Origin of the sequence: Schauerella aestuarii, assembly GCF_009866805.1 — a bacterium.
GTDB classification, from domain to species: domain Bacteria; phylum Pseudomonadota; class Gammaproteobacteria; order Burkholderiales; family Burkholderiaceae_B; genus Schauerella; species Schauerella aestuarii.
On record NZ_SIZW01000043.1, the window covers coordinates 468076 to 483797 of the forward strand.

Annotated in this window: 14 protein-coding genes; 5 read left to right on the forward strand and 9 right to left on the reverse strand. The window is 58.4% G+C overall.

Annotated elements, in window-relative coordinates:
* Window positions 1–24 precede the first annotated feature (24 nt).
* The 8 genes from EYW45_RS21480 to EYW45_RS21515 all read right to left on the reverse strand — a co-directional run bounded on the left by EYW45_RS21480 (window position 25) and on the right by EYW45_RS21515 (window position 8996).
* Entirely contained in the window at window positions 25–1461 is a 1437-nt protein-coding gene (locus tag EYW45_RS21480; RefSeq protein ID WP_202444855.1) for an SLC13 family permease, read from the reverse strand.
* Between the two features lie 527 nt (window positions 1462–1988).
* Entirely contained in the window at window positions 1989–3746 is a 1758-nt protein-coding gene (locus tag EYW45_RS21485) for a glycosyltransferase family 61 protein (protein WP_161137493.1), read from the reverse strand.
* Between the two features lie 227 nt (window positions 3747–3973).
* The gene (locus EYW45_RS21490; RefSeq protein ID WP_161137494.1) at window positions 3974–4687 is read right to left on the reverse strand and encodes a VIT1/CCC1 transporter family protein; all 714 of its coding nucleotides are present in this window, start codon (window positions 4685–4687) and stop codon (window positions 3974–3976) included.
* An 11-nt stretch (window positions 4688–4698) separates the two neighbouring features.
* Window positions 4699–5361: a tetratricopeptide repeat protein gene (locus EYW45_RS21495; protein WP_161137495.1), complete on the reverse strand. Its 663-nt coding sequence runs from the start codon at window positions 5359–5361 to the stop codon at window positions 4699–4701.
* Complete coding sequence (locus EYW45_RS21500) at window positions 5361–6182, reverse strand: SDR family oxidoreductase (RefSeq protein ID WP_161137496.1); 822 nt, start codon at window positions 6180–6182, stop codon at window positions 5361–5363. Before EYW45_RS21500 ends, EYW45_RS21495 begins: the two co-directional genes overlap by 1 nt.
* A complete protein-coding gene (locus EYW45_RS21505; RefSeq protein WP_161137497.1) occupies window positions 6179–6856 on the reverse strand; it encodes a TenA family transcriptional regulator in 678 nt (225 codons plus the stop codon). The genes EYW45_RS21500 and EYW45_RS21505 overlap by 4 nt, the downstream gene beginning before the upstream one ends.
* An 11-nt stretch (window positions 6857–6867) precedes the next feature.
* Window positions 6868–8370 (reverse strand): AMP-binding protein, encoded by a 1503-nt coding sequence (locus EYW45_RS21510; protein ID WP_161137498.1) that lies wholly within the window; start codon window positions 8368–8370, stop codon window positions 6868–6870.
* On the reverse strand, window positions 8367–8996 hold the full coding sequence (locus tag EYW45_RS21515) for a thermostable hemolysin (RefSeq protein WP_161137499.1): 630 nt from the start codon (window positions 8994–8996) through the stop codon (window positions 8367–8369). The genes EYW45_RS21510 and EYW45_RS21515 overlap by 4 nt, the downstream gene beginning before the upstream one ends.
* A gap of 146 nt (window positions 8997–9142) precedes the next feature.
* Between EYW45_RS21515 and EYW45_RS21520 the strand changes: the two genes are divergently transcribed.
* Window positions 9143–9796 carry a response regulator gene (locus EYW45_RS21520; RefSeq protein ID WP_161137500.1) on the forward strand — a complete coding sequence of 218 codons (654 nt, stop codon included), beginning with the start codon at window positions 9143–9145 and terminating at the stop codon, window positions 9794–9796.
* A gap of 12 nt (window positions 9797–9808) precedes the next feature.
* On the forward strand, window positions 9809–11176 hold the full coding sequence (locus tag EYW45_RS21525; protein ID WP_161137501.1) for an ATP-binding protein: 1368 nt from the start codon (window positions 9809–9811) through the stop codon (window positions 11174–11176).
* Between the two features lie 75 nt (window positions 11177–11251).
* Here the strand turns inward: EYW45_RS21525 and EYW45_RS21530 are convergent, their stop codons facing one another.
* Window positions 11252–13495, reverse strand: a complete 2244-nt coding sequence (locus EYW45_RS21530) for a hybrid sensor histidine kinase/response regulator (protein WP_161137502.1) — start codon at window positions 13493–13495, stop codon at window positions 11252–11254.
* 310 nt (window positions 13496–13805) lie between these two features.
* On the opposite strand from EYW45_RS21530, the gene EYW45_RS21535 reads away from it, so the two are divergent.
* From EYW45_RS21535 to EYW45_RS21545, 3 genes are all read left to right on the forward strand, one after another.
* Window positions 13806–13991, forward strand: a complete 186-nt coding sequence (locus EYW45_RS21535) for a hypothetical protein (protein ID WP_161137503.1) — start codon at window positions 13806–13808, stop codon at window positions 13989–13991.
* A gap of 78 nt (window positions 13992–14069) precedes the next feature.
* Window positions 14070–14408 carry a hypothetical protein gene (locus EYW45_RS21540; RefSeq protein WP_161137504.1) on the forward strand — a complete coding sequence of 113 codons (339 nt, stop codon included), beginning with the start codon at window positions 14070–14072 and terminating at the stop codon, window positions 14406–14408.
* Window positions 14409–14803: 395 nt separating this feature from the next.
* Window positions 14804–15691, forward strand: coding sequence for a manganese catalase family protein (locus EYW45_RS21545; protein ID WP_161137505.1), 888 nt, complete (start codon window positions 14804–14806; stop codon window positions 15689–15691).
* The last annotated feature ends 31 nt before the right edge of the window (window positions 15692–15722 follow it).

The following is a 15722-nucleotide window of genomic DNA, read 5'->3' on the forward strand; positions in this document are numbered from 1 at the left end:
GCACCTGCTCGCCCACGCTGCGCGCTACGATGCGGCGCGGCTTGCCCAGCTCGGCATCTCCCCGGCGACCACGCCGAAGAAGGTGACGAGCAACCAGTAGCCCATGCCCGTGATCACCGCAAGCGACAAAATGTTCATCAGGAAGCCGTGCTTGGCCATCTGCGGGATGGTGATGTGGCCCGAGCTGAACACCAGTGCATTGGGGGGCGTGGCCACCGGCAACATGAACGTCATCGACGCGGCCAGGGTGGCAGGCACCATCAGCAGCAACGGGTTCTCTCCGAGGCTCATCGACAGCCCCGCGACGATCGGAATGAAGGTCGCTGCCGTGGCGGTGTTGGACATGAACTCGGTCATGATCAGCACGGCCAGCGCGACCAGCACCACGATGCCGAAAGTGGGAAGTGCGCTGGCGTAGGTGCCGAGCTGGTCACCGATCCAGCTGTCCAGACCCGTGGCCACGACGGCAGCGGAAAGGCTCAAGCCGCCACCGAAGAGCACGAGAATGCCCCAGGGCAGGTTCTTGGTCATGTTCCAGTCGACCAGGGCGCCACCCTCCCTGTCGCTCGACGGAATGATGAAGAGGGCGACTGCGGCCACAATGGCGATGGATGCATCGGACAAGCCGGGAATGATGTCCTGAAGCAGGGTGCGAAACATCCACGCCAGAGCGGTCACGACGAAAACCAGGGCTACCCGGCGCTCGGCTTTGGACCATGCGCCCAATGCCTTCAATTGCGACTGGAAGAGTTCGTCGGCACCTTCGATCTTGCTGCGATCCAGACGGATGGAGACTCGGGTAAGCAACAGCCATGCACCGAACAGCATAACCAGCATGATGGGGATACCGAAAATCATCCATTGCGCAAAACCGATGTCGTAGCCATAGGTGCGGTTGAGCGCGCCGGCCAGCAAGGCATTGGGCGGCGTGCCGATCAACGTGCCGATGCCGCCGATCGACGCCGCGTAGGCGACCGACAGCATGAGGGCGAGCGGAAATTTCGACGAGCCGCCTTTCTGCGAAATGAGTTTGGCCACCGAGAGGGCGACGGGCAGCATCATGACGGCCGTGGCCGTGTTGGACACCCAAAGCCCGCAAAAGGCGGTGGCAAGCATGAAGCCGCCTACGATGCGATGCTGCTGCGAGCCCGTGCGCGACACGATGTTGAGCGCAATGCGGCGATGCAGGTTCCAGCGTTCCATCGCGATGGCGAGAAAGAAGCCGCCCATGAAGAGGAAGATGATCGGATCGCCATACGGCGTGGCGGCGTCGCCGGCGCTGGTGGCACCCACCAAGGGGAACAGGGCGACGGGCAGCAATGCAGTGACGGCAACAGGGATGGCTTCGGTGATCCACCACGCGATCATCAGTACGGCTACCGCGAGCAGGCGCCAGGCCTCGGGCGACATGTCCGCCGGCGCAGGCAGGATCAATACGACAGCGAAGAGTGCAAGTCCCACACAGACCGGGATCGGCTTGACACGGGTCTTGTCCGGCTCTTTTTTTGCGTTGTTATCGGCACTACATTCTGTCGTACCTTGCTGCGGGGTCGCGGGCGCGTGCCCAGCAATGGGGAGATCTTGGGGACCTTTTTTCGACAGTTCAGCCATGTAGTGTTCCGGTCAATGCGTTAATCGAGTTTCCTGTACATGTTGTAAAGCCTGTGAAGAAATAAGGTACGGCAGGGTGTAACGATCGTTGGCGAGTTGACCTGCGGGATAAGCGCAATATTTCTCGCAGTTTGACGGATGACTTTGCTGGGGCGCCGAAACACAGGAATTCAGTCAGGAAAATAATAATATATTTCAAATGATATAAATTTGATATATAGTCGCTAACGCGTAAGTTTGGTTATTAATACGCCTTTCGATACGACGGGGAAGGTATTATTGATCAAAAAAGTTTTTTCGTCGAATTTATAAGGCATGCTGTAAAGGGTTGCGCGCTAACAGAAATTATGTCGACGAACTGAACTAGATAAAGCGGTTTACGGCGTCTCGACATCTGCGGCCGCCTTTAGGGAAAGTGCATCACGATTTATATCAAAAATGTAATCGGAATGAAATGCTTTTTCGCTCCAACCATTTGTCGGATGCTTGATGGAAGAATCGCACCAAAAATAATATAATTTATCTCCTTTTAGACTTGAAATCACAATGTCGTTATCAGCATCAAAGGTTTCGCTAGATATGATAATTTTCTTTATTCCGGGTTTTGAGTAAACCGCATTTAACGTAGCCGATCCAGCAAAGCCAGCGATCGCTGTAGCTGTTCCACAGATCGATATTTGTTCGCGAATAGTGTAGTTTTCCGGGAAAATTATTTCAAAGCCACATTCAGAGAAGATTTTCTCCACTTCCTCTTGATTAAGACACCCTCTATCGGTTGCCTTGGAACGGGAGAGAAAAATCTTTTTACCGTTTAGATCGGTGTCGACGAACGCGGAGTCAAATATATGTTTCCAAGTTTTCTCAATTCCCTTTATTGCATATTTTCCTATGTGAAATTTTTGTGTAGGACAATGAAGATTTTCAACTAGAGTCGGTGAGCTGAAATAAATTATTCGTTGCAAAGGAATGCCAAAAATGGAAAGTATTTCATCTAGAACTTTTGATCGGATCCCGTCTTTACTGCTTGAAATTATATGAATTTCTGGATATTGAGCGCTAAGAGATTCCCATGCCCATAGTTTCGAAATTAATTCTGCAGTGATATGGCCGAAATGGCCTGGTACCTCGTTGTCCAAATATAAGTAGTCACCGCTTAGATAATGAATGTCTTTGTAGATGTCCTCTGCAAAGAAATGACCGACCGCATTTAAATGCCGATTCCTACCGATTTTTTTCAAAGGCATCCTAAATGTTTCTGGGAGAACTACGTTATTTATTGCAACGACTTGCCCGGGCGCGCAGATCACATTTGAGTAGCTTCTGATTTTTACAGCAGGTGTGGCAATGTGAGTTTTAAAGCGCGAATCGAATTCTTTCCTATTAGAATGAAATTGTAAATTTGTCGGGTAGAGATCTTCTTTTTCAAAATTTCTAGTAAATTTAAGGAAATTTTTATTTCCAATACTAAAATATAAATCAGCTGTCGACTCCGTAATCTTTGTTAAATATTTCTTTTGCGATCGCTGTGCAGCACCTAATCTCCCGAAGTTATTGAAGCTGCCGAGTGCCGATGCTAGATGATATTTAATTTCGCCGTGACTGAAAGTTGAGCTTGCTTTTTCTCGCGTAAGCAAGCAAATATACTCTAAGATATTTGGCCCGGAAGAATCTTCATATTTTTCCATGAAAGTAGAATGAAGATCCTCAATGAAATAAGTGGCCCCCGGTGGAAGCGTCAAGAATACATTTAAAAATATATTCAACTTGGTTGATTTCTTATTGTTACTGTGCTCGATAAGAAAATCAATGTTTTCTAGTGACGCTATAATTGTTCTAAGTTCATCATAATCCTTTGATCTTATGAAATTAAAAAGTTTTGTATTTTGATATTGCTCTATTATATTTTTTTCAGGACCAAATAATATGAAATATACGGTGGAGGATGGATATGATTCTGATATTGCGATGGCTTCTTTTACCGCCAGCTCGCTCGATCCCACTATGGCTATCCTAAAATTATGATCGACTGAAAAAAATTTCTCATAAATTTCAAAATAATTATGTTTTAGAGAGGATTGATCAAGACCATATTTTATCCCTATGGAGTTTAATGTTTCTGTTGTTTTTTCGTTCATGATATTTATATTAATATTAAATGGTATAAATAAGATTAATTTATTTTATGGCGTCAATTAAAATTTTGGTGTCCCTGATTCCTGCCGTGGCATGAAGGAAAATCCACGAAACCCCTGTGATGATCCGAGAGCAGCGAGAAGACCTTTGGTAGATAACTTTTAGGTCGCACGGATGTATCGGTGGATTCCCATTCTGCGCGTCACATCCAAAAGTTTAGCCTGATGTATCAAAGCGAAGCGCCGAACAGCTTGCCTACGCCCGCCGTGATGGCCATGGCAAGGGTCCCCCACACCGTTACGCGCCAGGCGCCAGCAAGTACACTCGCACCGCCCGCGCGTGCCGCGATCGCACCCAGCAAGGCGAGAAAGACGAGCAGGGTGAGCGGCAGCGCGGTCATCAGCAGCGGTGTCGGCGACACCACCGCGACCAATAACGGCAGGGCAGCGCCCACGGCAAAACTGGCGGCCGACGCCAGCGCAGCCTGGAGCGGCCTGGCGCTCATGGTCTCGGAAATGCCCAGTTCGTCGCGGGCATGGGCACCCAATGCATCGTGCACCATCAGTTGCTCGGCGACCTGATCGGCCAGCGCCCGATCCAGCCCCCGGCCCACATAGATCGCAGACAGTTCACGCTGCTCTGCTGCGGGGTTGGCGTGCAGCTCCAGGCTTTCGCGGGTGAGGTCGGCACGTTCCGTATCGGCTTGCGAGTGCACCGAGACGTACTCGCCCGCGGCCATCGACATGGCACCGGCGACCAGCCCGGCGATTCCGGTAAGGAGAATGCTGCTTTGCGAAGCGTTCGCGGCGGCGATGCCCATCATGAGGCTGCCGGTAGACAGGATGCCGTCGTTTGCACCCAGAACCGCCGCACGCAGCCAGCCAATTCTCGAGGTGCGGTGATCTTCGGCGTGACGATTTGACTTGTGGGCGTGCGGGCTCATCGATCGATTCCTCAGTTGCCGGTTTTGACTTCTGCCATCAGTTTACGGATATCGTCGCGTCTGCCGGCATCCGCAACCTCACGTCCGGGTCGCGGCGGGGCGGCTAACGCTTTTTGCAGGTACGTCACGGCGGTGGCCTTGTCGTTGCGATAGGCCAGATAATCCGCATAGAAGAAATTGGTGTCGATGGCATTCGGGCTGACGGCCAGGGCTTGCTTCAACAGCGCTTCGGCTTTCTTGTTGTCGCCAAAACCTACCGGCCATCCCGGAACCTTGTAGTACAGCACCCCCAGGCTGCTGAGTGCCGAACCATCGAGCGCCTTGGGATCGATGCCGATGGCGGTTTCGTATTCTGCCTTGGCTTGCTTTGCCAGTCCAAGGGCACCGAGGCCGCCGCGCGCGTTTGCCCATGAACTGAGCACGATACCTTCCCAGATATGCGGCTCGGCACGCTGCGGATATTGCGCCGTGATCGTGTGGGCCCGCGCCGCAAGCGCTTCGAACTTCGCCTCGCGGGCAGGGGCTTCGGTTTGGTATTGAATGAGGGCCCACTCTTGCTGGATGCTGGCCACGCCAGCCTCGGCACTTGCGGCCTGGGACCAGGCGGGTGGGGCGGCAAAGGCGCTCATCAGCGCCAGTGCGGCAAGCGGCAGACGATAAAGTTTATGGCGCATCAGATTTCTCCTTCGGCGTGCAATGTTTGGGGCAGGGTTTTGAGGGCTTTGCGGTGTTTGGCGAAAGCGCCGTCCAGTAAGCGGGGCGCCAGCGCGTTCAGGCGCGCAGCGATGCGCTCGCTCAGGCCGAGATAATGTTCGGCACCTTCGCTTTCGATCATCTTCAGAATGGCGCGCGCCACGTATTCGGGCTTGTCCATATGCGAACCGGTGGCGTGGTTGAACGCATGGGCCTGCGCATCGTTGAAACCGGTGTCTACCGCGCGTGGCGCCAGGTACTGCACGCCAACCGAGGTGTCGGCGAGCTCGCGGCGCAGGGCTTCGGAAAATCCGCGCAGGCCGGCTTTGCTGGCGCCGTAAGTCGAGAAGCCGGGGACGCCGATGCTGCCCAACGTGGAGCCCACATTGAGGACCAGCGCCCGGGGTTGTTTGAGCAGGTGCGGCAGGAGGGAAGACGTGAGCAGCATCGGCGCCAGCAGGTTCGTTTCCACGCTGGCAGTGATCCCTGCGTCGGTGAGCGTGCCGAGAGCGCCGAAGCTCGATACGCCGGCGTTATTGATCAACACGTTGACGTTGCGCATTTCGGCGGCATGGCGAATCGCGTCGCGCCCGGCGGGCGTGGTGACATCCGCGATAAGGGCATCCATGCGGACGCGATTGGGAATGCGCGCTTCGAGTTCCGCAGCAAGGCGCAACAGGTTTTGTTTGGATCGGCCCACGAGCAGGACGCGAGCCCCTTCGAAAATGAGCAACCGGCCGGTGGCCGCGCCAATGCCGCCGGACGCGCCCGTGAGCACCACACTTGCCTGGGCGATTTTCATGCGGACACACCTGCGGTGGTTGTGTGCGCCATGGGCAGGGCGCGGAAGATGTCGCCATACAGACGGTAGAACATGCGTGCACCGTGCACCACAGCCTGCTGATCGGCCGGATCTTCCAGACCGTCCATCAACAAGGCGAAGTGGGCGGTGTGCTCCTGGTCGAGCGTGCCGTGCGAGCGCAGGTAGCTGAACGCGTTATCCGGCAAGCCCAGGTGCGTCTGGATCTGGTCGGCTGCGGCTAACGCCAAGGCAACGCTTGTGCCTTCGAGCACATGCACCATGCCGAAGAAACCGACAGGGTTGTTGCGCGCGATGGTGTCGTAGGCGTAAGCCACCATGATCTCGGTTTCGGGGCCCGGGCGACCATGGCGCACTTTGTTGGCGTCGCAGCCGCAGGCGTCGATATCGTTGAGAATCCATTCATCATGGCCGATCTCTTCCTCCACGTATTCATCCAGGGCATCGCGCAGCCAGGCCAGTCGCTCGGGCATGCGCGCACGGCAGGCTTTCAGCAGCGGCACCGTGTGATGAACGTGGTGGTAAGCCTGTTCGAGAAACGCCAGATAGCTCTCGACGCCGACTTCGCCGCGCAGGCAGGCTTGCACGATGGGGGCGGACACCAGACGTTGGCGGTCGCTTTGGGTGTGGGACACGAGTTGTTCGAAGAAGGGCATGTGATGTCTCCTTATGCGGGATTGGGTTCGGCTGCACGGGTGCGGCGTGCCAAAGGGGGGAAGAGTTGCGGGTAGGTGGCGGCGATGACGTCGCGCCTGGGCCGGCCGTTGGCGGTTGCCAGGCCCGTGGCGGTGGTGAATGGACGATCGGCGCGCAGCCAGGGGCCGATGCGCGCGTAGTCGGGCAGGCTGGCATTGGCGGCGTCGATGGCCGACTGGATAACGCCATCCGGAATGTCTTCACGCGTCGGCCAGATGACGGCACCCAGCGCCGGTTGCGCATCGCCCATGACGACGGCCTGCAGAATGGCGGGATGACTGCGCAATGCCGTCTCGACCCATTCGGGCGACACGTTGCGCCCGAAGCCGGTGATCAGCAGATTCTTTTTGCGGCCCTGGATGTGCAGGTAGCCTTGCGCATCGATCTCACCCAGGTCGCCGGTGGGCAGCCATTCATTCTGCTGAGCCGGTACGCCCAAGTAGCCTAGACTCGCGGCGCCGGCGACCTCGATTTCGCCGTCCACGATCCGCACCTTCGCATGCGACAAGGGGCGCCCGGCACTGCCGTGCAGGTGCTTCGACGGCACATTCAACGTTTGCACTGACGCCCCTTCCGACAACCCGTAGCCTTCATAGGCGGGAATCCCCAGGGCGTGCGCCTGGTCGAGCACGGCGCGGCCTACGGCCGCGCCTCCGACCGCCACAAACCGCAGGCCGGGCGGCGCCGTAAGCGTGCACGCGCCGAGCATGCCGGCATAAGCGCGCAGCATTTGCGGCAGCATGATCAAACTCTGGACATCGTGGTGCTCGACGACGGCGTGCAGGCGCATCGGATCGAATTGCGACGAGTCGATCAGGCCGACCTGGTCAAGTGGCAGCGTGATGCAGGTGGCACCTGCCAGCAGTGGGGCGTAAACCCCGGCGATGTTTTCGAGCAGCACGGCAAGCGGCAATGCATTGACGTGCCGAAGCAGACCGAGGTCCGCGGTGGCGGAAATGAGGCTTTTCGCGACGTTGAGCATGCTGGCGGCCGTCAGGCAGACCCCTTTTGGCTGCCCGGTGGATCCGGAGGTGAAGGTGATCTTGGCCGTACCTGCATGTATCGCCACAGGCGCAGTCTGCCGGTGCAAAAGCACCAGGTCGCCTTGGAGCGTTTCCCTGGGTGAGAAGCCGAGCGCTGAAAAGCGATCGGCAACGCGAAGCGGACAAATGAGGGTATCTGCGCCACTCGCCGCCAGCGCGCCCGCGCTTTGTTCCGCCGTAAAGAATAGTGGCAACGGTACGTGAACGACTTCGGCCAGCAGCGCCGCGAGGTCGGCCGCGATCCATACCGGGCCGTTGTCGAGCAGGGTGGCCACCACGCGTGCGTCGGATTGTTGAAGCTGGCCCGCCAAACGCGTCGTGGCAATCAGCAGATCGGCATAACGCCAGCTTGTGCCGTCGCCGATTACCGCAGGACCGCGCGCGGCCGATGTGTGCGCCACAAGCTGTTCAAAAAACTGGGTGGTATTCATGCTGACCTCAATTGGCGCACAACCAGCGACAGCCGCTCGGCGACCACGTGCGGTGTGTGCGCGTAATAGGTGCCCCAGGCCTCGCGCTCGGCTGCCGTCAGGCATGCCGGGTCTGCGGTGCCAAGGACGAGCGGCGTCAGACCCATCCGTTGGAACAAATGGGCGAGTTCACTGGTTAACGTGCTCACGGCCCAAAGGAATCCGCTGCTCGACAGGTGTTGAGCCAGCAAGGGCACCAACAGCCGGCCTGCTGACCGATCCGATGCGAATTGACCGGTTTCCACAATCTGCGATCGGCCGGGTGACGGACTGTCGCCCAAGGCCAGGTAAGTCTGGATCGGTTGCGGCAGGTAGCGTTCGAGGTACAACGGGTGGGCGGCGGAGCGGTAGCCGGCGGCAGCTACGATTTCGCCGTGCACTTCAAGGCTGACCAGGGTAGGCAGCCAGTCGACGATGCGGGCGCCGAACCGTTGAAGGTATCGTGCCTGGATGTAGTCTTCGATGGCGGCGCGACCGGCATCTTCCGGGCCGTGGATGCACAGGCGTGCCGCGGACGTGCGGTGCGGGCGGCGGGCCGGGGTGCTGGAGGCCAGAACGCCCGCAGCGGTAATCGGACAGGCAGACATAAGCAGATTCCTTTGAATATGCCCGCACGATAGACAGCCAAAATTAACGCGACATTAAGCGCGAAATTAGGGTTGAACGCCCATGCCCCCGGGAGTGTTACGCTCGGTTTGGTTGAGCAGTCCACTGAAAGGATGAGTGTTTTCTCATGCGAATCTTGATCGTCGAGGACGACCCCTTATTGGGGGATGGCATTACCCGCGGGCTGAAACTCATGGGCTACGCGGTGGACTGGTTCAACAACAGCGCCAATGCGGATCATGCGCAGCAGATGGTGCATTACGATGCCATCGTGCTCGACCTCGGGCTGCCGGGCGAGGACGGCATGGCGCTGCTCAAGCGGTGGCGGCAACGCGGCCGGCAAACGCCGATCGTGGTGCTTACGGCCCGAGACGCGGTGGAGAGCCGTATCGGCGGGCTGGACGCCGGCGCGGACGACTACCTCATCAAGCCGGTCACACTGGATGAGCTGGCCGCGCGGTTGCGGGCGGTCACCCGCCGCAGTGCCGGCATGCCTGAGCCGGTCTGGACTCATGGCGAGCTGCAATTTCATCCCGCCTCGCGTCAGGCGTACTGGCAGGGCTCAGCTGTGGAGCTCACCAATCGTGAGGCCGCGCTGCTCGAGTTGCTGCTGTCGCACCCCAATCGTGTGCTCACGCGCGACTTCATCCGCGAGAAACTCTATGACTGGAACGACGACCTCGAGAGCAACGCGCTCGACGTCCACATTCATCATCTGCGCCGAAAAATTCACCCGAAGATCGTTCGCACGCTACGCGGCTCGGGCTACACGCTTGGCTGACGGAAGCCTGCCATGACATTGCAACGCCGCTTGATCGTTTCGGTGCTGTTCGCCGCGCCCTTTGCCTGGCTGCTCACGTTGGGCGTCACGTACTGGCGCGCCCAGCACGAGATCAACGAACTTTACGACACCGACATGGTTCGCCTGGCGCAGCACATGCGCGCGCTGCTGCCGTTACTCGACGATCGCCGCCTCGGCGCGCCAGACACCGTGGAAAATGTGCCGCTGGGCAATCTGGGCGAGGCGGGGCTGGCCGATCTTGCCGTGTCGGCCTGGGCGGCGGACGGTGGTCGATTGCATATCGATCCCGATGGGGACCGGCTTCCTGCATCGCCCGGCGCAGACGGCTTCAGCGCCACGATGATCGATGGCGTGCCATGGCGTCTGTATTACCTCGAGAATGCATCCAACGGCTGGCGAGTGGCGGTAGGGCAGCGCCTGGGCGAACGCGAAGAGTTGGTCGAGTCTTACCTGATCGGGCAGGCGTTTCCGTGGCTCTTCGGTCTTCCGGTGCTGTTGGCGCTGCTGATCTGGGCGGTGCGCCATGCGCTACGTCCGGTGCGGGATCTGTCGGACCAGATCGCGCAGCGCGATCCGGAGGATCCCATCCCGCTCGATGCGTCGGCGGCGCCAGGAGAGCTTCAGCCGCTCGTGCACGCCATGAATCAGTTGCTGGCGCGGGTGGCCGGCGCGATCGAGCACGAACGCCGGCTGACGGCGGACGCCGCGCATGAGCTGCGTACTCCGCTGGCTGCATTGCAGTCGCAATGGGACGTCGCGCAGCGGGCGACTGACCCGGCCGAGCGCGACCATGCTCAGGTCAGCATGTCAGCGGGCATCGAGCGTCTCAATAGACTGGTGTCACAGCTTCTGGCAATGGCACGGTTGGAGAGCGCCATCCAATCCGGTTTTGGGGACGAAGTGCATTGGCCGCATATCGCACAGGAGGCACTGTCCGATTCGCTGGCACTCGCGCGCCGCAAGGATGTGGACGTTGACATGCACTGGCCGGAGCCCGGTGTGGCACCGCTGCCGCTGGTCGGCAACGAACATCTGTTGGGGATGATGCTGCGCAATCTGCTGGACAATGCCGTGCGTTATGGTCCCGCCAGCGGCGTGGTCGCCTTGCGTTTCAGCGCGGATGCCATCACCGTTGAGGATCAGGGCCCGGGCGTTGACCCGTCCGCGATCGGGCGGTTGGGTGACCGGTTCTTTCGCATCGCCGGACAGCAGGAAAGCGGCAGCGGCTTGGGACTTTCGATTGCGCACCGCATCGCGCATTTGCATGGGTTGCAGGTGCATTTCGAAAATCGGCAGGCCAATGGCTGCACAATCGGATTCAGCGCCGCGATCCGCCGCGCCGCGTCATCACCGCTGTGAATCATTTTGCCGCGCGAAGTGGAGTCAACGCTTCGATGACATAACAAGCGGCGAATGCGATCGGTCCGCGCCGATTCAGAAATGGCGGGGCAGGTAGATGCTGACGTGTGTGCCCATGCCGGCGGTTGAGGAAATGGTCACTTGCCCATCGGACTGTTTTGCAAATCCGTAGATCATCGATAGTCCCAACCCCGTTCCTTTGCCGATGGGCTTGGTGGTAAAGAAGGGTTCGAATGCCTTTGCGACCACATCCGGCGACATGCCCGATCCCGTATCGCTCACCGTCATGACGACGTAATCGCCCGCGGCAATTTCCAGTTCTCGTGCAAAGTCGGGGTCAACGCTGCGATTGGCTGTTTCGATAACGATGCGGCCGCCTTCAGGCATGGCATCGCGTGCATTGATGCACAGATTGAGCAGGGCGTTTTCGAATTGCGAGACGTCGACGACGGCCGCCCACAAGTGCGATTCGGGGCGGCAGACCACCGCAATGCTGGGGGTCACGCTTCGCCGGATCAGGTCAAGCATGCCATCGATCACGTCGTTGAGATTTGACGCCTTTGGCGTGAGCGGCTGTTGCCTTGAAAACGCCAGCAGCCGGTGCGTCAGCACTGCAGCGCGCGCGGCCGCTTCGTGTGCGGCGTTGCGATATTTCTCGAGGTCTTCGAGCCTGCCTTGCTTCATCCGCACACCCATCAGTTCCAGCGCGCCCGTGATTCCGGCCAGCAGGTTATTGAAGTCGTGCGCGATGCCGCCGGTCAGTTGGCCCACGGCCTCCATCTTTTGCGCCTGGCGCAGCGAGGCCTCCGCAGCCAATTGGTCAGTCACATCGCGACCGACCGCAAAGAACGCTTCCATGTTGTCGGCGGGATTGGCGGTCCACGTGATCGAGCGCCGCGTGCCGTCCTTGGCAATGAAGCGGTTCATGAATCCTGAGATCTCTTCGCCCGCGGCGAGGCGGCGGAGGGTCTCGTGGGTCGCTTCGTGATCCTCGGGGTCAATGAGCGTCATGAAGGGGCGATCGAAAAGCTCTGCCTCGTTCCAGCCAAGCAAAGCGGTCCAGGCCGGGTTCACCGCGCGGATGAAACCGTCCAGCCCGGCAGTGCCCATCAGGTCGTTGGTACGCTCCCAAAGTCGATCGCGTTCGGCCGTGCGTTTGATCAGATCGGCCTGCCGCATTTTCTCCGATGTGATGTCGCGTGCCGAGCAGTAAACCTTGGTGTCGTCGCGCACGGCAACCCAAGAGAGCCAGCGCCAGCTGCCGTCGCGATGCTGTAGCCGGTTTTCGAAGGCAAGCGACGACTGACCGCGATCGAACGTGTTGGCCCATGCGCGGCGGGTCGCCGGCTCATCCTCGGGATGCACCAGACTGAAGAAGGTGCATTGGGCGATTTTCTCTTCCGGCCAGCCCAGTGTGGTCAACCATGCGGGGTTCGACGCCTCGATATAGCCGCTCGCGTTGATCACGCCGAGGATGTCCGGACTGAGATGCCATGTGCGACCGCGCGCCAGGGACTGCGCAATCACTTTTTGTTCAAGTTCGGCGTTCAGCGATCGCAAGCGCGCGATGGCGTGATCGCGTTCAGCTTCGACGGCGCGCCGACCTTCGACGTCGATCAACACGCCGGGAAAGCGAACGCCGATACCCTCTGGGGACAGCTCGACCTGCCCGTTGGCCTCGATCCAATAATAATGACCGTCGGCACGTCGCACACGATATTGGTGTGCGTAGGCGCCGCCTCGCGCGACGACCTCATCGATCGCGCCGACGAGACCGTCTCGATCGTCGGGATGAACCGTGGCGATCACTTGATTCAGACTAAGCCCGCTGCGGCCAAGCGATGGGTCCAGCCCAAAGCTTTTGGCAAAGGCTTCATCCACCGTAAAGCGGTCTTCGACCAGATCCCACACCCAGGTGCCGATAATGGCGCCGGCCGAAAGGGCAAGTTGTACGCGTTCGGCATATTGCGCGGCGCGCCGTTTCGCCATGACCATCGGCGTGGTTTCGGTTGCGACGTTGAGAAAGCCGCACACGCGACCTTCATGGCGCAGCGGACTATAAGAGAAGGTCCAGTAGGTGTCTTCGTCGTAGCCCTTGCGCGTCATCACGAGGTGCATGTCGTCAAAACGCAAGGATTCGCCTGTCATGACCCGATCGACCAGCGGGCTGATGTCGGACCACACCTCCTTCCAGACCACATTCAGGGGGAGACCCAGGGCCCGTGGATGGCGATCCCCCAGGAAGGACGCGTATGCCTCGTTGTAGATCAATGTCCTGTCGGGACCCCATGCCATGCACATGCCAAATCCGCTGGACATGACGATGTCATAAGCGATCTGCAACGATGCCGGCCACTGATCCCTGGGCCCAAGCAACGTCTGACGCCAGTCAAACGTGTTGAAGTTGAAGTGCACCGAATGTTCCTGTTCGTGGCAGTGGGGCGTCGCTCTGCCACTTCCGTCTTTGAAGATGCGTCGTAAATCGACCTGATGCGCCGTAAAACGTACAGGAGTTTACTCTGCGCCGTACGCCTGCCCGTATTTCAACTAATCAAACTAGTCCGTTTTAGCCTTCATGCCGCATGAGGACCTGTGTAATCTCCGTAAAAAGCAAAATACGAGAACGGATATGTGCGCGGATCCCAAAATCGATGTGTTCAAGACAAAGCACGACAAGTTCTTTTGCTGGGTCAGCTGGGTGAGTTCGGAGGCGGTGGCGCGCGATGGCCGCATGCGTTTGCGAACGAAGAATTGCGATTCCAGACAGGAAGCGCTGCTGGCCGCCGAGGCCGTGGCGGGGATCGTTGAGGGATAAGGGGAGTCTTCGCGAGGGTTGTTGGCGCGCAGGCATGTGCGATGCGCGCCATGCGCACTACTTTCACTCGGGATCGCCATGCAACAAGACCACACCATCGCCTTCATATTCTCCAGCTTCGACGACGCGCAGGTCGCGCGACAGGCTCTGATCGATTCGAACAGGATCGATGCCGACCGTATCCGCGTCGACGTTCGTGAAGACGAGGCGGGCCCCACGGAAGGCAACTTTGTGATTGGCAACAAGCGGCATGACGGCAAACAATCGGGCGATTACGACGAGCAATATGCCAATCCTCGGATCGATGGCTCCGTCACGTTATTCGTGAGCTGCACATCGGCGGAAGAAGCGCATGAGATGCGAAGCGATCTATCGGCGCGCGGCGCAGTCGATCTCGCCGATCGAACACCTTCCTGAGCCATTCGATCGCACGACCCGGCACGAAGATATTGCATGGTTGAGCACGATTGTGCGATGCCGGTGTGCACGGCGCCGCAACGCACAGCCGATTCTTCTGACCTGCGTTGCCTCTCATGTTATCGGCATCAACGCTGTGGACACACGGTGTTTCGATTGAGTTGCGCTTGCTATGAAGCGGTACGGGTATTCGGCAAATTCGGTTGCGCCAGACGATGATTTATGCGCCTTTAATGATGATGGCGGTCATCTCGGCACTGTCCATGCGAGAGAACAGGCACAGGATCCAAACGATCTTTTCTGCATGACGCTGCGTCGAAGCACGTCATGGTCAACGCATCGACAGTCCGCCGCGCATTCTGCCCCGTGGATATCAAAAACATCTGGAGCTATCCATGTTCGCGCACAACAAACGCTTGCAGTACACCGTACGGGTATCCGAATCGAATCCCGGCCTGGCCAATCTGCTTCTCGAGCAATTTGGCGGTCCGCAAGGCGAGTTGGCTGCCGCCTGTCGCTACTTCGGTCAATCGCTGGCTGACGATGACCCGGGTCGTAAAGACTTGTTGATGGACATTGCGACCGAAGAGCTGTCCCACCTGGAAATCATCGGCAACCTGGTTGCGATGCTGAACAAGGGTGCCAAGGGTCAGCTAGCCGAAGCCACGGCAAGTGAAGCCGAAATCTACAAGGGGCTCAACGGCCCGGGTAACGATTCGCACACCACGCAACTGCTGTACGGCGGTGGTCCGGCCCTCACGAATTCGGCCGGTCAATTGTGGACCGCAGGCTATATCGATAACGTAGGCGATCCGTCCGCTGACTTGCGGTCGAATATCGCGGCCGAGGCACGCGCCAAAATCATCTATGAACGATTGATCAATGCAACGCAAGACCCCGGCGTGAAAGATACGCTGACGTTCTTGATGACGCGTGAAATCGCCCACCAGAAGTCGTTCGAAAAGGCGCTGTATGCCATGGAGCCGAATTTTCCGCCGGGCAAACTGCAGGGCGACCCGCGATTTACGTCGGTGTACTTCAACATGTCCCAAGGCGATGGCGATATGCGCGGTTCGTGGAACAGCGATGAGAACTTCGAGTACATCTCCGATCGTCAGGCGCAGCGCGCGGTAGACGGTGGCGATGGCACGGCGACGGTTGCCTTGCAATCCTATGAAGTCGAGGACCTGCAGGCCATGGTGTCGCGCACCGTGTCGGATCCCAACATCGATCCGCAGACGGGTGCTGAACTGGGCGCCGGCGATGTCGCCGTCATCAAGTAATCTGCATTGAGCATCAGCTGGTGATGAACGT